The organism is Sulfuriflexus mobilis, assembly GCF_003967195.1.
Classification (GTDB): domain Bacteria; phylum Pseudomonadota; class Gammaproteobacteria; order AKS1; family AKS1; genus Sulfuriflexus; species Sulfuriflexus mobilis.
Map to the genome: position 1 here is coordinate 2,924,958 of NZ_AP018725.1, position 17,955 is coordinate 2,942,912.

Annotated in this window: 19 protein-coding genes; 5 read left to right on the forward strand and 14 right to left on the reverse strand. The window is 55.0% G+C overall.

The genetic code is table 11. The features are described 5' to 3' along the window. Positions 1-6: 6 nt before the first annotated feature. The 12 genes from EL386_RS14640 to fnr form a co-directional block, all read right to left on the reverse strand. Positions 7-1,542, reverse strand: coding sequence for a 4Fe-4S binding protein (locus EL386_RS14640; protein ID WP_126456962.1), 1,536 nt, complete (start codon positions 1,540-1,542; stop codon positions 7-9). Continuing rightward, positions 1,539-2,120, reverse strand: a complete 582-nt coding sequence (locus EL386_RS14645; protein ID WP_126456963.1) for a hypothetical protein — start codon at positions 2,118-2,120, stop codon at positions 1,539-1,541. The genes EL386_RS14640 and EL386_RS14645 overlap by 4 nt, the downstream gene beginning before the upstream one ends. A 48-nt stretch (positions 2,121-2,168) precedes the next feature. Next, positions 2,169-2,798 (reverse strand): 4Fe-4S dicluster domain-containing protein, encoded by a 630-nt coding sequence (locus tag EL386_RS14650; RefSeq protein WP_126456964.1) that lies wholly within the window; start codon positions 2,796-2,798, stop codon positions 2,169-2,171. Continuing rightward, positions 2,795-3,784, reverse strand: coding sequence for a 4Fe-4S binding protein (locus tag EL386_RS14655; RefSeq protein WP_197722114.1), 990 nt, complete (start codon positions 3,782-3,784; stop codon positions 2,795-2,797). The genes EL386_RS14650 and EL386_RS14655 overlap by 4 nt, the downstream gene beginning before the upstream one ends. An 11-nt stretch (positions 3,785-3,795) precedes the next feature. After that, a complete protein-coding gene (locus tag EL386_RS14660; RefSeq protein ID WP_126456965.1) occupies positions 3,796-4,377 on the reverse strand; it encodes a 4Fe-4S dicluster domain-containing protein in 582 nt (193 codons plus the stop codon). A 56-nt stretch (positions 4,378-4,433) separates the two neighbouring features. Next, positions 4,434-7,136, reverse strand: coding sequence for a molybdopterin oxidoreductase family protein (locus tag EL386_RS14665; protein ID WP_126456966.1), 2,703 nt, complete (start codon positions 7,134-7,136; stop codon positions 4,434-4,436). Positions 7,137-7,149: 13 nt separating this feature from the next. Further along, positions 7,150-7,881 carry a c-type cytochrome gene (locus tag EL386_RS14670; RefSeq protein WP_197722115.1) on the reverse strand — a complete coding sequence of 244 codons (732 nt, stop codon included), beginning with the start codon at positions 7,879-7,881 and terminating at the stop codon, positions 7,150-7,152. Between the two features lie 153 nt (positions 7,882-8,034). Then, positions 8,035-8,661: a TatD family nuclease-associated radical SAM protein gene (locus tag EL386_RS14675; RefSeq protein WP_126456967.1), complete on the reverse strand. Its 627-nt coding sequence runs from the start codon at positions 8,659-8,661 to the stop codon at positions 8,035-8,037. A gap of 14 nt (positions 8,662-8,675) precedes the next feature. Then, positions 8,676-10,361, reverse strand: coding sequence for a GMC family oxidoreductase (locus EL386_RS14680; protein WP_126456968.1), 1,686 nt, complete (start codon positions 10,359-10,361; stop codon positions 8,676-8,678). Beyond that, complete coding sequence (locus EL386_RS14685) at positions 10,358-10,960, reverse strand: gluconate 2-dehydrogenase subunit 3 family protein (protein WP_126456969.1); 603 nt, start codon at positions 10,958-10,960, stop codon at positions 10,358-10,360. Before EL386_RS14685 ends, EL386_RS14680 begins: the two co-directional genes overlap by 4 nt. A 6-nt stretch (positions 10,961-10,966) precedes the next feature. Continuing rightward, complete coding sequence (locus EL386_RS14690; protein WP_172597749.1) at positions 10,967-11,467, reverse strand: thioredoxin family protein; 501 nt, start codon at positions 11,465-11,467, stop codon at positions 10,967-10,969. A gap of 50 nt (positions 11,468-11,517) precedes the next feature. Then, a complete protein-coding gene (gene fnr / locus EL386_RS14695; protein ID WP_126456971.1) occupies positions 11,518-12,243 on the reverse strand; it encodes a fumarate/nitrate reduction transcriptional regulator Fnr in 726 nt (241 codons plus the stop codon). Positions 12,244-12,430: 187 nt separating this feature from the next. Here fnr and moaA point away from each other — a divergent pair, with 187 nt between their 5' ends. Together moaA and ppa are read left to right on the forward strand one after the other, a co-directional pair. Continuing rightward, a complete protein-coding gene (gene moaA, locus EL386_RS14700) occupies positions 12,431-13,411 on the forward strand; it encodes a GTP 3',8-cyclase MoaA (protein ID WP_126456972.1) in 981 nt (326 codons plus the stop codon). Positions 13,412-13,506: 95 nt separating this feature from the next. Next, on the forward strand, positions 13,507-14,055 hold the full coding sequence (gene ppa, locus EL386_RS14705; RefSeq protein WP_126456973.1) for an inorganic diphosphatase: 549 nt from the start codon (positions 13,507-13,509) through the stop codon (positions 14,053-14,055). Positions 14,056-14,210: 155 nt separating this feature from the next. Here ppa and EL386_RS14710 read toward each other — a convergent pair whose 3' ends face one another. Together EL386_RS14710 and EL386_RS14715 are read right to left on the reverse strand one after the other, a co-directional pair. Continuing rightward, positions 14,211-15,182, reverse strand: a complete 972-nt coding sequence (locus EL386_RS14710; RefSeq protein WP_197722116.1) for a 2Fe-2S iron-sulfur cluster-binding protein — start codon at positions 15,180-15,182, stop codon at positions 14,211-14,213. 20 nt (positions 15,183-15,202) lie between these two features. Further along, positions 15,203-15,568 carry a group I truncated hemoglobin gene (locus EL386_RS14715; protein ID WP_126456974.1) on the reverse strand — a complete coding sequence of 122 codons (366 nt, stop codon included), beginning with the start codon at positions 15,566-15,568 and terminating at the stop codon, positions 15,203-15,205. 122 nt (positions 15,569-15,690) lie between these two features. Here EL386_RS14715 and EL386_RS14720 point away from each other — a divergent pair, with 122 nt between their 5' ends. The 3 genes from EL386_RS14720 (at position 15,691) to EL386_RS14730 (ending at position 17,900) form a co-directional block, all read left to right on the forward strand. Next, a complete protein-coding gene (locus tag EL386_RS14720) occupies positions 15,691-16,122 on the forward strand; it encodes an RrF2 family transcriptional regulator (protein WP_126456975.1) in 432 nt (143 codons plus the stop codon). A gap of 160 nt (positions 16,123-16,282) precedes the next feature. Then, positions 16,283-16,753, forward strand: a complete 471-nt coding sequence (locus EL386_RS14725) for an aminoacyl-tRNA deacylase (RefSeq protein WP_126456976.1) — start codon at positions 16,283-16,285, stop codon at positions 16,751-16,753. A gap of 97 nt (positions 16,754-16,850) precedes the next feature. Continuing rightward, entirely contained in the window at positions 16,851-17,900 is a 1,050-nt protein-coding gene (locus tag EL386_RS14730) for a COX15/CtaA family protein (RefSeq protein ID WP_126456977.1), read from the forward strand. The last annotated feature ends 55 nt before the right edge of the window (positions 17,901-17,955 follow it).

Sequence of the window (17,955 nt, forward strand, 5' to 3'; positions counted from 1 at the left end):
GCTTCTCTACATGCGCATAACCATAGGCTGCGCCAGCAGCCACAGGTTAAAGACGGTGATGACAAGAATAAAGGCCACACCCGGCAACAGATGCCAGGCATGCAGGCGCTGCGCTTCGCTCAGCACATCTGTGCTGCGTTGTTTTAGTACCTGCAGCGCGAGCCAGAAACCAAATGCAATCAATATCGCCTGCAGGCCAAACAGCAACTGTTCAGGTATCAATGGATTCATATGCCGCATATGCAATTCATTACTGCTCAGCGGCAAGGTATCTCGTCCGAGCGGGTTCATCAGCACACTGGTAAAGCCCCTGCTTTCACGGATGAGGTGATTCAGGTTATGCGCAATATGATAGGTAAAGGCCAGCGGCAAACTGACAAAGGCCAGGCGTGCAAATAATTGCTGGAAGGCAATCTTCTCGGGCAGTAAGACCTGCATAAACCTGATCAAACCGGCATAGAGCAGGATGGGCACAATCAGGATGATCAGCATGCCAAGACTGAAGCTCCACAACAACTGCCCCGAGTCGCCGATGAGTTGCGCGAAAGTCGACATGCCCTGCTCCCAGAACGGCATCATGGTGATGCCGTGAAAGGTTGTCAGGGCCATCAGGCCGAGCATAAACCAAGCCTCGTCCCAGTGCGGGCGGGCGTGTTGTATGGCCTCTACGGCCGGACTACGCAGACGCCAGCCGACATTGTCGTGCGGGCACGACATGGTGCAGGCGCTGCAGGCCGTGCAATAGGTACTCTGTGTCAGGCGCCCCATCACCAGGTGGGTTGGGCAGGGCTCAATCTCCTCCGTGCCGTGGTAACACTCGAGGGTCTTGCAGTCCGCACAGGTCTGTGTCGAACGCGGCCGTAGCTCGACCATGGCCAGTTGTGAATAGAAACCCACGGTGCGGCCAACCGGGCAAACATGTTTACAAAAGGCCTTGCCTTCAAACACGGCCATGTAGATAGTCGCCAGTACCACCATGATCAAGGCCAGTACGGCGGTCATATAGGGATTGGTGGTCACGCCTACACCCAGTTCCAGCCAGGTCAGGCCGATAAACATGGCCAGCGCCGGCCAGACGCTACGCCACAACTTCGGGACACGCAGGCCCAAGCTCGCGCCCGCATCGGCACGTCGCCAGAGTTTACGCTTTACCAGCCAGCTGGCCAGCGTGTCCCACGGGCACACCGCACACCAGGCGGACCCAAGAAAGAAGATCACGATGACGATCCCGGCCCACCATAGCGTCCAGGTCAGGGTCGTGGCCAGATTGCGCTCGGGGACCGGGGTGCCGAACAGACCGGCGGCGATGACCAGCAGGAACAGGCTGGCGACAACGGCCTTCAGAAACAGCAACGGCCAGGGGCTGGCATTAAAAAACCGCGCCAGTGACCCCAGTAATGGCAGACGATTAACATCCATCGTAGCCGACCTTGCCATAAGGGTCCCCGGCCGCTGTAACAAAATCCGCAGCAGGGCGAAAAGCATGAAAACGGCCACCAACCACTGCCAGGCCTCCGGCAGGCCAGGGTGCGTCATGGTCATGCAGATTTTTCCGGCTGGTGGCGCTGTGCCTTGAGACGAAAACGACGTTTGCGTTGCACAACATTGACGATCACCAGCACGCTCACCAGTACCGCCAGGGTAATACCGATTGGCCCGACAGCGGCCGGCTCACCGATACGCAAGGGAAAGTCGATAGTATATGGCTCACCCCCTGAGGCAAACTCGGCCGTGATAATGTAGTTGCCTTCTTTATTAAAGACAAAACCCTGTCGATAGACATTGTCATCAATGGCCTGGATACCGAGGGTTTCTTCATCAGCGGAAAACCAGCTATCGTCACGCACCTTGAAGGTCACCTTGCCATCAAACGGTACGCCATTATCAATCCGCGAGGCATACAGGTTAACCCGACCCTGTTCGTTAGGTTTGGGAAAAGCCGGAAAGGCCATATAGGTGACAAAGAATTCACCGATCTGGGTCTCTACCTGCATGCTTGGCGGGGTATTCGAGTCGGCGCTCAGGCTGTAGGCAGGGCGACCCAGCACATGGTGTGCCTGAACGGTGAATGCACAGAACCAGAGTAAAACCATTACCGAAATAGTATGAGCCAACCTCACAAATCGTACTCCCTGATTAATATCGAGTTATTAACGCAAAAAACCAATTCAATAAGAACGTCTACGTGCCGCAACGCCATGCTTGGCGACAGTACCTTCACTGCGATTTACAATCCAGATCGGCAAACTCGGTTCAGGACACACTTCCACACACTGACCGCAACCGACACAACCTTCCCGGACGGCCGGTTTATAGATATTCGCAAATTCGAAGCCAATTGCCTCCTCACCCAACGGGCAAATCGCTACACAAGCGCCGCAGATGCCTTCACCCACCCAGGGGTAACAGGCGGCGCGGTCTATCTGGGCAATACCCATATCTATTTCGCGGATCGGTGTAATCGTTAGCGCATCGGTCGGGCAGACCTCCATGCACTTGTTACACAGGATGCAGGCCTTCTTCGCCGGGTCGATATAGGGTGTGTTCAAGCCATCAGCACCCTCGCGCTTCTCGAACTCTACACAACGTGGTGGACAGACCTCGCCACACAGGCCACAGCCGATACAGGCACGGTTAAACGCGTCGATGTCTGGTAAGGCACCCGGCAGGGGAATATGCCGGTGTGGATCGGCGTAGACTTTTGGTGCCAGCAAGCGCACCAGCCCGTAAGGCGTGGCGGCAGCAAAGATCAACGCTGCATAGGCACCGAACCGCTTCAGGAAGGCCCGCCGTCTCATGACTCCGCCTCAGCCTTTTCTGCGCGACGGTATGTTTGTCCCAGGTGCCCCGGTCCCTGATAGGGAATGTCTTTTATCGCGATCCTGAACTCAAGCGCATCGGTCGGACAGACCGCGATACAGGCCGTGCAGTTATTACACTCCTGGCCAAAACCATCCTGTAAGGGGTCAAGGCCAAACTCGCAGACCACGTTACACTTCTTGCAGTCATTACACTGACTGACCACACGCTGAATACGCAACAGGCGATAACGTCCGAGCAGGGAATAGAGGGCGCCACCGGCACAGACGTAGCGGCAAAAACCCCGGCGTGCCACCAGCAGGTCAAAGAGGATGGTGAGGATAAAGAATACCGCACCGACACCAAAACCACCCTGGGCGATTGCATAATACAGTTCACGACCGATGATCGCCGGCGGATAGATCGCTGCCGTGACAACACTGCCGAGTAACATCGATAAGACCAGGCCGACCGCCAGCACCAGGTACTTGGTGCGTTTATCAAACTCCTTATCACCGAGCGGCACACCGGCGCGGCGCAACCAGCCGGCCAGAGTATCGTTCAGTTCATATATAAAGGTGGCTGGACAAATCCAGCCACAAAAGACGCGACCCAGGACAGCGGTCACGACGAGAGGGACCAAGGCCGTTAATACGAATGGCCAGTATATAGAGAGTGAGGCACTGATCTGACTGAGCACTGCCAGCGGGTCACTGATCTGCAGACCAAACAGGTTTCCTGACCAGGTCGTACCCTTGATGACATCCAGGTCATGCTCGGCATCACTGACAAACGGCGCGGTCAGCCATTCCATGCTGTCATAGATCAGTTTTTCGTTCGGGTACAGCAGGTCATAGGCGTGGGCTGCCACATAGGTTTGATAGAGGTGGATAAACGGCAACAGCACCAGCATTAAAAATATACTGGTCAATACCAGCCAACGCAATTTGTTCAGGTGACGTAAAATAACGGGTTTGGCAATCATCTTTTACATACTCAGACTTTTTTATGGCGGTTATGATCTGGAATAATCCGTATGGCCTGTGGGATCTGGATACAGGAACGTTCACACAGGCCGCAACCGACACACTGTTCCAGTACATGCGGTTGTTCAAGACGACCAATACGGATCGCCACATCCGCCAGGGGGCAGGCGCGGTAACAAACCCCGCAGGTCTTGCCCTGCCATGACAGACACAGTGATTGATCCACGCGTGCCTTGCCCATGCTGACCTTTTCCAGGATTGGTTCGGCCTCGCGGGGAATCGATTCGATCGCCCCGGTTGGGCAAACATCACCACATTTCATACACAGGATACAGGCCTGCTCACGAGGCACGATGTACGGCGTATCGAGTGACTCGATACCATTTTCCGTGCCATGGTATTTAATACAGCGGTTCGGGCAGACCTCACCACACTTACCGCAGTGAATACACGTCGAGAGAAAATCATCCTCTGCCAGTGAACCCGGGGGACGAAGAAAACGGAAGCTCGGCCGATTCGCTGCCTGGACCTGTGGCCAGGCCTGAATCATCGCAGTACCGATCAGCGCCTGAATAAACGTTCTACGTTGCATGGCTTGCCCCTGCCAGCCCCTGACCCATGTCAGGGGCAAGCAGTTGGAGTGACGCCTTATACCTTTTCGATGCGACAGGCGAGCTTCTTGAAATCAACCTGTCCTGAAACGATATCCCAAACACGGCTCGATACACCGTTGACGAGCCACTTGTTCTTCTTCGGATCCGCACTGTCGGCCACCGACAGGTTCCAGGGACTGAACATATAACCCCGTGGCACACTGTTACGCGCCGGTTTGACCAGGCTCTTGACACCGACCTGCGCCTTCGCCTCATAAAAACCACGTCGTGTGACGAGGCGCACCTTGTCACCGTCCTTGATGCCGAGTTCCTTGGCATCTTCGACATGCATCTCGACATACATCTCCGGTACCAGACGACGCGTGGTCGGGCTGCGATTCGACTTGGCGGTGTGGAAGTGCTCGTACACCACGCCGAGACCGAGCCAGTACGGGTACTTGCCGGCCGGTACCTTGTCCCAGGTCTGGCCGCGTTCGGCCTCGTCCGGCAGGTCCGGGGTCAGACCCATGTCTCGCGCCTGCTTCAGCAACGGGATATTGTCGATGGTGTAGACGCCTTCCTTGTCACCGAATTCCATGAGCTTCTTCGTGATCTCCTCACGCTGTGAGTAGTCCTGCAGACACAGCTTCATGTGCACCTTGCCATCCTGGGTGCGGAAGTAACCATACGGCTTGTTCGCCCACTTGCCTTCCTGCAACATGTAACGGCGCTTGGTGCCACCCGCCTTGGCGGCCTCGTAGCTTGGTGCCGGCCACTGGATACCACGCAGGTCCCGCAGTTGCTGGTACGGCGTCTTGCCATCGATCTTCTCGACCTCGAGCAGGCCGGTTAGGTCGGTATCGGTACCCTCCGAGGCGGCACACACGGCACGGAAGATCTCCTGTGCATCATAGAAACCGTCCTCCTTGCGCTGCCAGGGGAAGATCTTGTCGGCATCCATCCCCAGCAGGTGGGCGATCTCCTTGCCCTTGTCGATCACCATGTCCATGTCCGGCAGGCAGCCCGGAGGGGCTTCGGCAGCCTTCTCGACCCGGTTAATGCGGCGCTCGGAGCTGATGTAGACACCATCGACCTCGCCCCAGGTGGCGGCCGGGAAGATCACGTCGGCATACAGGTTGTTCGGCGCATGCCGGTAGATCTCCTGCACGACATTGAAGGTCTTCATCATCGCCGGGCGTACCAGCTTGTGTTGATCCGGCAGGTCGATATGCGTGGCATAGACGAGGAACATGGCCTTCACATCACCTTTCAGGGCACGCTCCATCATGCCGACCGCGAAACCCGGGTTCTCAGAATTCATGGCCTTGATGAGGTTTTCTTCCGGCACATTCCAGTGGCGCGCCATGTGCTTGCGGTGGCTGGTGTTCTTTAGCGGCTGGTTGAACGGCAGACGGTCGGTCAGGCCACCGGTGAAACGTTCGCCCATAGCGTTCGGCTGGCCGGTCATGGAGAACGGTCCGCAACCCGGCTTGGCGAGATTACCGGTCAGGGTCAGCAGGTTAACGATAGAGATCACGTTGTGCTGGCCGTGGATATGCTGGTTATAACCAATACCCCACATGATGATGACACCACCATAACCCTCATCGGCCTGTTTGCCCTTACTGCGGGCAAGACGCTTGCGCGTCGCATCGGCGAACATACCGGCGACTCTGCGGATGAGCTCCGGTGAGACATCATGGTTCGGTCCGCCCATGCGGTCCTGTACCTGTTCAGGGCTGTAGTTATTTAGAACACCATCGGTGTATTCCTTCCAGCCTGTCGTGTGCGCCTTGAGGAAATCCCAGTCAATCACATCTTTATGGTCTTTCAGCAGCACATGGGCGATGGCATTGAGGAAACTGATATCACCGTTAAGGATCGGCACATGCACCGAGTTATCCTTATTGATATCTTCATAGCCTTTAGATGTGCCGGTATAGCGTGGGTCAACCACCACGGTCGGGATGTCAGCCTTTCGCTTGTGATCGGCAATACGCCAGAAGATGATCGGATGCGCCTCGCGGGCGTTGTGCCCGAAGTGCATAACCATGTCGGCCAGTTCGATATCCTCATAGGCCAGCGGCGGCGTATCTGAACCCAAGGTGGCGAAATAACCGGTTACCGCCGAGGTCATGCACATGCGTGCATTCGCCTCAATCGTATTGGAACCGAGTACGCCCTTCATGAACAGGTTCTCGAGGTACTGGCCTTCCATGGTGAGCTGACCGGAGCCGTACAGGGCGATCGAGTTACCGGTATATTTCTTGGCCAGGTGCGCGATCTTGTGCGCAGTCATATCAGAGGCCTCTTTGTACGGTACGCGGACAAAGTGCTCCTCATCGAAAGAACCCTTGGTCTTGCTGATGTACTCCATGTCACCATGGTTGGGTTTGTTCCACTCCGCCCAGACGTCCTTACGCACGTAGGCATCGCCTTCCATACGGTCAACATAAATCGGTTCGGCGGCGGTCAGGCCCTTGATGCACTGCAGGCCATAGTTGGTCGGGTGGTCCTTGTCAGGACGCATGGAGACGATCTTACCGTTTTCGGCCTGGATAATCGTGCCGCAGCCGACGCCACAGTATGGACACTGGGCAATCGCCGTCTTGCGCGAGGCAGTGGCCTTTTCCGGCGTTGCCGGGGCGGCCTCAAGTTCCGGGTTGGCACCGACCATGAGACTGGAACCGGCTACGGTACTGGTGATAAATGCGCTACCCTTAAGAAAGTCGCGGCGATTCATTTTGATGCGTTTCATTTCTGTATCTCCCTCAATTCTGGCTAGGTACGGTGCGCAAGTAGGCGATGATGTCGTCGATTTCACGCTCCGACAGGTCGGCCATCTTGCTGGGACCGGCACCGAAGAAACCGAGCATGCGTGTGTTTGAACGGCCTTCCTTGATGGTGGTGCGGATAAAGCCATCAGAGGCCTTGCTCAGGAAACCGGCCTTGCCGATCGCCGTGCCGGTACCCCCGGCGGAATAACCATCGCCATGGGTGCCATGGCAGGTCAGGCAGAGCTGATCAAACCAGAGCTTGCCGAGGCGTGGATCGCCCTGCGTAGCGGGTTGTGCATCAACCTCCGCAGAGCGATCGGTAAGTGTTGCATGATCACGCAGGTAGGCCACAATGGCCTCAATGTTTTCCTTACCCAGGTGTGAATACGGCGGCATACCGGTACCGACACGGCCATCACGGATGGTACTGAGCAGGAACTTGTTCGAGGCCACACTCAGGAACTCTTTATTCGTCAGTGAGGGGGCGATACCCGGCTTGCCAATCGCATCTGCCTGATGGCAGAAGATGCAATTCTGTTCATACAGACGTTGCCCCTCTGCTGCGAGCTGGGGGTCTATAACTGGCGGGCTCTCCACCCTGGCTGCCATAGGCTCGGCAGATTGCTTTTCCTCGGCTTGTTTTGCACTGTCAGCAGGTTTATCACAGGCCGTGATAAACAAGGATGCCGCCATCAGTGCACTGAGTGTGATTAACTTGGCCATCATATTTCCCTCTAACCTCAGTAACGTTACGGATATTTATTATTTTCTTACTAGCCAGTATGTTTATACGCCAACTGGTTCTGCTAGCCTTGATCCAGGTCAAGTTACAAAAATTTCAGGCAATTCCCTCTCCTTGGAAGAGGCATTGGCACGGGCCTAACCGACCACGTCCAGTACGCGACGGCGAAAGGCGACGCCTAAGTCGGCGGCAATGGCCTCGCAGGCCGAGATATCGACGCCCTCGAGGCCGTCAATGGCGGTCAGGGTCACCTCGGCGATGTGCCGCCGGGCGCAACAGGTGAAATCGAGCATGCCAGCAAAGGCATCGGGGTACTGTGGTCGGCAATGCTGTTCGTATAGCTCGGCATTGTGGGCATTCAGGGAAATTGACACGGCATCGATGACCCCACCCAGTTGCGGCGTAACATCCCGGCCATAGACGAGATTGGCCATGCCGTCGGTATTCAGGCGGAGCCTCGCACCCTGCTCATGCAGGCGAGCGGCGACCGCCAGTAGCGTATCCAGACGCTGGGTCGGCTCGCCCAATCCACAAAAGACGATCTCTTTATATGCTGCCGGGTCACCCACAGCGACGAGGATTTCCTCAACATCCGGCTCGTGGTGCAGGCGCAGGGAATAATCCTGCACGTCCCAGACCTTGTTGAACTTCGGACAAAACCGGCAACGCAGGCTACAGCGGTTGGTGATGTTCAGGTAGCGATTGCCATGCAGGGTATAGGCGACGACATCGGCGGTGTGTGTACTCTGAGTACTGTCAGACATAACCATATTATTTATTATTTGGCTTTCCCGAGTCGCTGCAGGATCCTGTCCGCGACACGAAAGGCGTTCGCATAAATGGTCCAGGTATAGGGTACGCTACCACCGGTGGGCATGAAGCTGCCATCGGTGACATAGAGGTTATCAGCGGAATGTACCTGGCAGTCTGCGTCCAGCACCGAGGTCTTCGGGTCATCGCCGAAGCGACAACCGCCGGCAACCAGGTTGGCCGGTGGCGCGCCGCTGACACCGGAACGGATGTTGTCCGCACCCATTTGCCGGAGGACCTGCTCGGCCTTTTCGGTCAGAAACCCGGCGACCTTCAAATCATGCTGGTGATAACCGATGCGTACCCGCGCCACCGGCGTGCCCCACTTGTCTTTGACCTTGGGGTCGAGGCTGACAAAACAGTCATCTGTCGGCAGCCAGTCGCAAAACACCTCGAATCGCAGGGTCTGTGCCCCGGTCATGGCCGATTTGAGTTTGTCCTGCAGGACCTTGCCCCACACCAGCTTGTCATCATCCCACTTCTGCGCACTGGCGCGAGACATAATGTTCGGGTGCCGCAAGAGAAAATCGATCGTGCCGCCCTTGGCGCGCCCGGCAAAGCGACTGTCATTAATAAAATACCAATCCTGCAGGCCACGGTTCACAAACGGCCCACGGGTCTTCATGCGTTCGGCGTCTTTTTTGTCCAGCTTGTCGTAAACAAAATCACCGCTGCCGGTACTGCCCGCCGAAAAGATCAGGTTCTTGCCTACCTGGCCATACTGATTGCCCAGGCCATCCGGATGCCTTGGCCCGGTCGAGAGCAATAACAGCCGCGAGGTCTCTATCGCATGACAGGCGACAACAAACAGGTCCGCCGTGACGTTTTGCCGGGCATTGTCTTTATCAAAATAATGGGCGGCGGTAACGCGTCCCTGCTGATCACTTTCCAGCTGATACACTTTCGAGTGCGGACGAATCTCGCAATGCCCCGTCGCCAGGGCACGATTCAGCAAGGCAGCGCGTGAACTGCCCTTGGCCCCCGAGGAACAACCATAGCTGCCACAAAAACCGGAATACTCACAACCACGCCGACCCTTGTCGGCATAGGGCAATACAGCGCGCGCAGTCGTCAGCGAGTGAAAATCTAATTCCTCACAGGCCTGGTCGATATTTTTAACAATCGGGTGTTCCCTTGTCGGTGGATAGGGAAAGTCTTGCGTCGAACGGGGTTCGGAAAATTTATGCTCGACCACGTGGCCGGAAATACCCACTTCCGTTTCTGCTTTTGTATAGTATGGTTCCAGATCGGCATAGCTGATCGGCCAGTCGGCGATATTGGCACCCTCGATCCCGCCAAAGGTCGAACGCAGGCGAAAGTCATCCGGCTTGAGGCGATAAAAAAAGCCACTCATGAAATTTGTGGCACCACCTACACAACTACCGTTCCAGAAATCCCAGCCCGATTCCGCGGTAGGCGTCGCGTCCCAACCCTCACGACCTCCATCTTCGATGACGTGTTGCTCGTCCTTCAACTTTGGTGTGTAGACACTGCGCCGACAACAGGCCAGTTCGTCTTTGTAGAAATCTTTTTCAGTAAACCACGGGCCTTTTTCCAGCACCAGTACCGAGTAACCCGCCTCTGACAAGGCCAATGCCACCGGACCACCCCCGGCGCCACTACCAACAATGCAAATGTCATAGTGCTTGTTCATAAGCGATAGTAGACCTTGCTGGCCGGTGGTTGCGGAAAACCCGGCTGATGTTCGAGCCAACGCCAACCGATGCCGTTCGTGTTGCCGCCATATGCAGGTGCGGTTAATAAGGCCTCGATGAGGTAGGTCAGCAGGGTCGATAACCAGTTCTCACCGGCACGGCTCTGCGCGACCTTACGCAAGACTGATTCCTTTGCCGCAGTATTCAGTTCAACAAACCTTAGCGAAAACTGTTCTTTGGCAAGCCCATTCAGCCACTTTACCCCGCTTTGAATAAAGTCTTTTTCTGACTGTTCAATATCATGATGATCAATGACATTTTTCAGGTATTGCGTGGCATTGATCTGTCTGGCCCCCGGGGCCTCGGCATTGGAAGGGAATAAGTGTTCCTGCACGGCAGCCAGGGTCAGCCAGGGTTCTTTTACTCGCCAGGCAGGTGTCTCGCCGGCAATGGCATCGACAGGGGCCGCGCTCACAAAGGGTAAGGCGGCCGTGCCGGCACAGGCGGCCAGGAAACGACGGCGCGCATTCAGGCGCTGCTGTTTGGCGAGTACCGATGCCGGTACCTGCTTGTCCCACTCGTCGAGTCGCTTACTCATGTGCGTTCAATGCAGTTTGTTTGTGGTCTTAGCCGTTTTTGTTTTCTGCCGCCAGCGTTCGATAAACGCCAGAAAACGTTGTGCCGAATACTCCCCGTTTTCCAATAACTCGGCCGTGTCTTTTGAGTACAGTACTGAACCATCACTCCTGGAAACATAAAAATGCGGATAACCAATCACCCTGGGGAAGGCGGAAAGAAACTCACGGTTCTCGTTCTCGTCACTGACGTTGACTTTTAAGACGACAAAGTTTTCGTAAAGTTTCGCTTTTACTGTTTTGTTGCCGGCAATGAACCGCTCCAGCTTGTTGCACCATGCACACCAGTTACCCCCCAGCTCAATCAGGATACGGCGCTGTGTAGCCTGGGCGTTGGCAATGGCCTCGCGACCATCAACAAAGGGATCACGATTCGGGTCGTAGATGCGACTGTATTCAGGCAGGCGCTCAACGTCGGCGGCTGCCGCGGTGGTAATAAAAAAGGCAATAATCAGGAGGAGGTGTTTCATAAGCCGCATGTGTTTTACATACACCCCGCAGGCCCGGATTAAATCTGTTGTCAGGCGGCGAGGCTTTCCAGTCCACCGATGTCGAGCAGGCGTATGTTTTTGTTATCAATATGCAGCATACCAATCTCCTGCAAGTGTGCAAGCTGGCGACTGACCGTCTCGAAGGCAAGACCAAGATAGTTACCAATATCCTGGCGTGTCATGGGCAGGCGTAGTTGATCACCATCAAAGCCACGCTTGAGCAGGCGTTCGCGAAGGTTCAACAAAAACCGGGCCAGACGTTGCTCGGCCGAGGTGCTGCCAATCATCATGAGCATACTCTGGTCACGGCGGATCTCCCGGCTCATGATACAGGCCAGGTCATGTTGCAGACTGGGCAGCTGCCGTTGAAGTTGCTCGAGTGCATCGAATGGTAGTTCACAGAACTCGGTCTTTTCCAGGGCGACGGCATTACAACTATGGGTACTGGAATCGATGGCATCCAGACCGAGTACCTCACCGGTCAGGTGGAAACCCGTGATCTGCTCCTTGCCGTCAAGTGTTATACCATAGGATTTAACGGCCCCGTGTTGGATCGCATAAAGCGAAGTAAACTTGTCGCCACTACGATAGAGATATTCACCCTTCTTTAAGGGTGTACGACGTTTCACGAGGTGGTCCATCAGGCTTAGCGCCTCGCCATCCAGCGACACGGGCAGACACAGGCGGCGCACACCACAATCCTCACAGGCCGGCCTGACGTGAAAAACATTGTCGGTGTTAGTTGGCTTACTCATGCGTTTCCTGAATCTATGGCTTTTTCTTGTTTAAACACTATTGTGACTAAACACATTATATAAGTATAGCGTCTAATTGGCTGAATAACCTGTGTTATCAGGGGATATTCACCTGACCGCCTCTGTCGTAGTGTTTCCCTCTGCGATATACTCAGACAACTATTCACTGCCACAAGGCAGACGCCGCATGCCCGAGCTTATCGACAGCTTTAACCGACCCATCGAATACCTGCGTCTTTCTGTCACAGACCGTTGCGACCTGCGCTGTAATTACTGCATGCCCAGGGACTTTCATGACTTTGAGGATCAGGAACATATCCTCAGCTTCGAGGAAATTGAACGGGTAGTTGGCATATTTGGCACCCTCGGGGTGAAACGCGTCCGCCTCACCGGTGGTGAACCACTGGTGCGCAAGGGCCTGCCCGAGCTTGCCGCGAGGCTTTCGGCACTGCCCGGCATCGAGGACCTTTCCCTCTCCACCAATGCCGTACGCCTTGCCAAACACGCCGAGGCGCTGGCGCAGGCCGGGATTTCACGGATTAATGTCAGCCTCGATTCCCTGCGTCCCGAGCGTTTTAAAGAAATCACGAGCGGCAAGCTGGAGAAGGTCATTGATGGCCTGATGGCGGCAAAACAGGCGGGATTTCAACCGATTAAGCTAAATATGGTCGCCATGCGCGGCGTCAATGACGACGAATTCGAGGACATGGTCGATTTCTGCCTCGAACACAATTTCACCCTGCGCTTCATCGAGACCATGCCAATGGGCGACACCGGCCGTGGCGCAACGGATTATTACCTCAGCCTGCAAACCGTGAAACAACAACTGTCCGAACGCTATGAGCTGGTGCCCGGCGTTATGGCCGGCGGCGGCCCGGCCAAATATATGCAGGTGGCCGACACCGACCTGCGCATCGGCTTTATCACGCCGATCTCCCAGCACTTTTGTGAGACCTGCAACCGCGTGCGCCTGTCCGCCGACGGCACCCTTTATTTGTGCCTGGGCCAGGATGACAAACTCGAACTGCGTCCACTGCTGCGCCGGGGGGTTAGTGATGATGGCCTGCGCGAGGCCATTCTCGGCGCCATCGCCCGCAAACCCGAAAAGCATGAATTCCGCGAAAAACCCTCACAACAAGTTAGAATTATGTCCATGACCGGGGGCTAAAAGCCTTGCTTGATCGGGGTAATATTAGACAAATCTAATATACTAGCTATAATAGCCGCCCGCTTAACTAACAAACCCCGCACGGGAGCCCAGATATGAACCTCGATCGCGTCGAATCCGGCAAAAATGTCCCTGAAGAAATTAACGTCATCATTGAGATCCCTTCTCACAGTGACCCGGTCAAATACGAGGTCGATAAGACCACCGGCGCCATGTTCGTTGATCGCTTCATGAACACGGCCATGCACTACCCCTGCAACTATGGCTACGTACCCCACACCCTGTCTGAGGACGGCGACCCGGTGGATGTACTCGTCGTCACGCCGGTGCCCTTGATCAGCGGTTCGGTTATCCAGTGTCGCCCGGTCGGCATGCTCGCCATGACCGATGAGTCCGGCCCGGATGCAAAGATCCTTGCCGTGCCGATCGACAAGCTGTGCGTGTCCTACCGCAAGGTAAAAGGCTGCGACGATGTGCAGCCAATGCTACTGGCCCAGATCGCACACTTCTTTGAGCACTACAAAGACCTGGAAGCCAATAAGTGGGTGAAGGTAGAAGGCTGGACCGGTCCGGACGAGGCCAAGGCCGAGATCATCGCCTCTATTGAACGTTACAACACCGCGCCGGAAAAGCCTTGCTTCTAAAGCCAACGTCTATTCCAAAATAAAAAGGGGAGCTGCTAACAGCCCCCCTTTTTATTTGCCTGTACTCTAAATGTATATAGATTAATAGACAGGATTTAACGGGACGCTATCCGTGCCCCTTTTTCAATCTTGTGAATCCTGTCCAATTGTTTTTTCTAATGTTCCGGCGTGGTAAAGGCGTCCGCCGAGATGTCCTGCATGGATGCACCGGCCAGAAAGGCCTTCTTGCGCGTCTGTTGCACCATCTCCGGGGCACCACACAGGAATACCCGCCAGCCTTTCAGGTCTGGGTGTTCACCCAGGGCGATATCGGCGGCACGTCCCGCCTGCAGGCCCTCGGCCGGCTCATCGCCGCTGACACAGGCGTGGTAGTACACATTATTATGTTGCTGTGCCATCGCTAACAGGCTTTCATGCAAGTAGAGTTCGTCGTGCGTGCGCACACCATGATACAGGTGAATCGGACCGCGATGTCCCTGATGCAGAGCGTCACGCAATATACCGACCAACGGCGCCAGCCCGGTACCGGTGCCGACCATGATGAGGGGGCGCTCCGGTTCGCCATCGGTATAAAGGCAATGCCCGTTTGGTCCCTCTATCTCGATATGCATACCGACTGAAAAATGATCAATGAGCCAGTGACTCATTTGGCCATCGGGCATGCGCCGTACGTGTAGTTCCAGAAATTCATCTTCATTGGGCAGACTCGCCAGTGAATAACTGCGCACCCAACCGGCCTCGTTTTTCAGATTTAAAAACTGACCGGCGTGATAATAGATGGGCACCGCGGCCTCAAGCCGGAAGCGCCAGACTGTAGGCGATAGTTGTTCTTTCTCAACCAGTCGCGCTGAGACATAGACATCCTCATCATCGGGCAGGGCCACTTCGACATCCTGCTCCGGCACGCACTGGCAGGCAAGAAAATACTTCAGGTTCTTCAGGGCCGGCTTCAGGTCCTTTTGCGAACGCTCGCTCACCTCGCCCTTCAGACAATGCAACATGCAGGTATGACAGGCTCCCGCACAGCAGGAATACGGCACCTCAATACCATTGCGTCGCAAGGTATCAAGGACCGTTTCATCGGGCTGACAGGGATAGGCCTTACCCTGATAGATAATCTCAGGCAAAATTCTAAAGAACTCTTAACTTAGCGGTTGAGGACGTCATCCTTGGTGCTGCCGGCAATCGCCATGACTTCACCAATCAGATCAGCGGGTACATTCAGTTCTTCGAGAGTGGCCTGCAGGTGACCGGCGACGGCATTGAAGTGGTCTTCATTCAGGCCCTTGGCCACGAGCGGCGCGTGGGCCTTGCGCATGTCTGCACCGGTGTAGTTATTCGGTCCGCCAAAGGCCATGGTCAGAAAGGCCTTTTGCTTGGCGTGCTGGGCTTCCATATCGGTGGTTTCAAAAAAATGGCTAATGCTGTCATCGGCCAACACCTTGCGGTAAAAAATATCCACGGCGGCGTTAACGGCGGCATCACCACCGATCTTCTCGAATAATGTACTCATAGTTACTGTTCCTGTCTCTTCATTGAAAAATGCAATTTATCTAAATATGTATATTGAATACATATTTAATTCGTATAAGCTTAGAGCATCTAGATAAAAGTGCAAGTTACCCTGACAAGACTATGCAATTAACACTTCATACCGACTACGCCTTACGTGTGCTCATGTACCTGGCTGCCCATCCCGGGCAACAGGTGACCGTCGCTGAACTCGCCGGGTTTTACGATGTTTCCCGCCACCACCTGGTCAAGGTGGTGCAAGGACTGGTTGAACACGGCTTTGTCCGGACAACGCGTGGTAAGCACGGCGGTATGAAGCTTGCCCACAATGCGGAGAGGGTTTCTATCGGCAAGGTCATCCGCCTGCTGGAAAATCACTTTGATATCGTCGCCTGTTTCAGCGCAGGTGCCGATGCCTGCCCCCTTGATAGCGCCTGCCGCCTGAAGGGCCTGCTCTCCCGTGCGACCGAGGAATTTCTGCAAAAACTCGATAGTGTTAGCCTCGCCGATATAACCAAACCAAAACTGCGGCAACAAATTGTCGAACTCCAATAGACCTGACAGACCCGATTAAAAACTTTTATTTCCGCTTTTCAGGCACCGGCCTATACTTAGAGTGCGGAGTGTTTTCCTGTAGGCCGCTTCGCATACCTCATAATTCTATTTCGCCGTCTGCCTTTACGACGAACCACGACCGTTCACCGGGAGGTACACCATGGCCATTGCCATTACACTTGAACGATATCTTCAGAATCAGGATATTGCCTTTGATGTCCTGCATCACAACAAGTCCCATAGCAGTCTTGAGACAGCCTCGAGCGCGCATATCTCGGGCGATTATGTCGCCAAGACCGTGATCCTCGAGGATGACGCCGGCTATGTCATGGTCGTCGTACCGGCTTCACACCAATTGGACATGGCCCGTGTACATGAACAAATGTCCCGGCCCCTGACACTGGCAACTGAAAATGAACTGCCGCGACTGTTCAGTGACTGCGAGTTGGGCGCGATCCCCCCGATCGGTGATGCCTATGGAATAGAGACCCTCGTCGATGACAGCCTTGCCGAGCAACCCGATATTTACTTTGAGGGTGGCGATCATGAGGTTCTCGTCCACGTCGACGCGGAAAACTTTGGTTACCTGACCAGTGACGCCCTGCACGGACGATTCAGTCACCATCTATAGACGTATAAAGAGAACCAAGGGCAAACGGGACATAGGCCCATAACTTTGGTGTACAATTTCCGCGATCACAGATTGCGATATGGAAGCCTGTTACACCATGAGAACTTTTCTACCTGATGAACACCGTGATAGCCGGCAACTGGCCTACTGGCTACTCATCGTTGCCGCCCTGATCTTTGCCATGGTCGTCCTCGGTGGTGTTACACGCCTGACCCATTCCGGACTATCGATGGTGGAGTGGGAACCCATCATGGGCGCGGTGCCGCCGCTTAGTGAGCAGGCCTGGGAAGAGACCCTGCAAAAATACCGCAGTTCGCCTGAGTACCAGAAGATCAACAAGGGCATGTCGATCAGTGAATTCAAATCTATCTTCTGGTTTGAATATTCTCATCGCTTGCTTGGCCGAGCCATCGGCCTGGCCTTCCTGCTGCCGTTTCTATACTTCCTCGCCCGCGGCAAGATCCGGCGACGGCAGGTACCAACCTTTATTACACTGTTCATCCTCGGTGGCCTGCAGGGCCTGCTTGGCTGGTACATGGTCAAGAGCGGACTCGTCGATATACCGCAGGTAAGCCAGTACCGCCTCACCGCCCACCTGATCGCGGCGATCACGATCTATGTTGTCATCCTCAGGGTGGCCATGGGCCTGCTGCGTAGCAGTACTATCGAGGTCCGTGACCGAAGCCTGCGCGGCCTCAAACGCCATGGCCAGTTCACCACTGCCATCATCCTGCTTATGATCATCTCCGGTGGCTTTGTTGCCGGCACCAAGGCTGGTTTTGTCTTTAACAGCTTTCCACTCATGGATGGCCAGTGGTTGCCGCCGGGTGGCCTGGCCCTGCAGCCATGGTGGCTGAACCTGTTTGAGAACCTTGCCACCGTGCAATTCACGCACCGCCTGCTCGCCATGCTTGTAGCCATTACTGTATTTAGTTATGCCCTGCGTGGCTGGCGAAGCAAGGCCATTAGTGACACGACCTGCTTCACCTTCACTCTATTGTTCATGATGCTGTTGATCCAACTGGGTCTGGGGATCAGTACGCTCGTCTATGTGGTGCCGGTTGCACTCGGTGCAGCACACCAGGCGGGTGCATTGCTACTGTTAACGATCGCGGTGATTTTAAATCACCGGCTGCGAGCGCATTAAATATAGTTTTTTCTTTTCTTGTTTTAAGTTTTTAAACGTATCTAAAAAAAGAAGC

What these genes read in the sequence shown, in the direction of transcription:
- EL386_RS14640 (WP_126456962.1), bottom strand. Translation starts at nt 1,542, where the DNA reads ATGACCATGACGCACCCTGGCCTGCCGGAGGCCTGGCAGTGGTTGGTG.
- EL386_RS14650 (WP_126456964.1), bottom strand. Translation starts at nt 2,798, where the DNA reads ATGAGACGGCGGGCCTTCCTGAAGCGGTTCGGTGCCTATGCAGCGTTG.
- EL386_RS14655 (WP_197722114.1), bottom strand. Translation starts at nt 3,784, where the DNA reads ATGATTGCCAAACCCGTTATTTTACGTCACCTGAACAAATTGCGTTGG.
- EL386_RS14660 (WP_126456965.1), bottom strand. Translation starts at nt 4,377, where the DNA reads ATGCAACGTAGAACGTTTATTCAGGCGCTGATCGGTACTGCGATGATT.
- EL386_RS14665 (WP_126456966.1), bottom strand. Translation starts at nt 7,136, where the DNA reads ATGAAACGCATCAAAATGAATCGCCGCGACTTTCTTAAGGGTAGCGCA.
- EL386_RS14670 (WP_197722115.1), bottom strand. Translation starts at nt 7,881, where the DNA reads ATGATGGCCAAGTTAATCACACTCAGTGCACTGATGGCGGCATCCTTG.
- EL386_RS14675 (WP_126456967.1), bottom strand. Translation starts at nt 8,661, where the DNA reads ATGTCTGACAGTACTCAGAGTACACACACCGCCGATGTCGTCGCCTAT.
- EL386_RS14680 (WP_126456968.1), bottom strand. Translation starts at nt 10,361, where the DNA reads ATGAACAAGCACTATGACATTTGCATTGTTGGTAGTGGCGCCGGGGGT.
- EL386_RS14685 (WP_126456969.1), bottom strand. Translation starts at nt 10,960, where the DNA reads ATGAGTAAGCGACTCGACGAGTGGGACAAGCAGGTACCGGCATCGGTA.
- EL386_RS14690 (WP_172597749.1), bottom strand. Translation starts at nt 11,467, where the DNA reads ATGAAACACCTCCTCCTGATTATTGCCTTTTTTATTACCACCGCGGCA.
- fnr (WP_126456971.1), bottom strand. Translation starts at nt 12,243, where the DNA reads ATGAGTAAGCCAACTAACACCGACAATGTTTTTCACGTCAGGCCGGCC.
- moaA (WP_126456972.1), top strand. Translation starts at nt 12,431, where the DNA reads ATGCCCGAGCTTATCGACAGCTTTAACCGACCCATCGAATACCTGCGT.
- ppa (WP_126456973.1), top strand. Translation starts at nt 13,507, where the DNA reads ATGAACCTCGATCGCGTCGAATCCGGCAAAAATGTCCCTGAAGAAATT.
- EL386_RS14715 (WP_126456974.1), bottom strand. Translation starts at nt 15,568, where the DNA reads ATGAGTACATTATTCGAGAAGATCGGTGGTGATGCCGCCGTTAACGCC.
- EL386_RS14720 (WP_126456975.1), top strand. Translation starts at nt 15,691, where the DNA reads ATGCAATTAACACTTCATACCGACTACGCCTTACGTGTGCTCATGTAC.
- EL386_RS14725 (WP_126456976.1), top strand. Translation starts at nt 16,283, where the DNA reads ATGGCCATTGCCATTACACTTGAACGATATCTTCAGAATCAGGATATT.
- EL386_RS14730 (WP_126456977.1), top strand. Translation starts at nt 16,851, where the DNA reads ATGAGAACTTTTCTACCTGATGAACACCGTGATAGCCGGCAACTGGCC.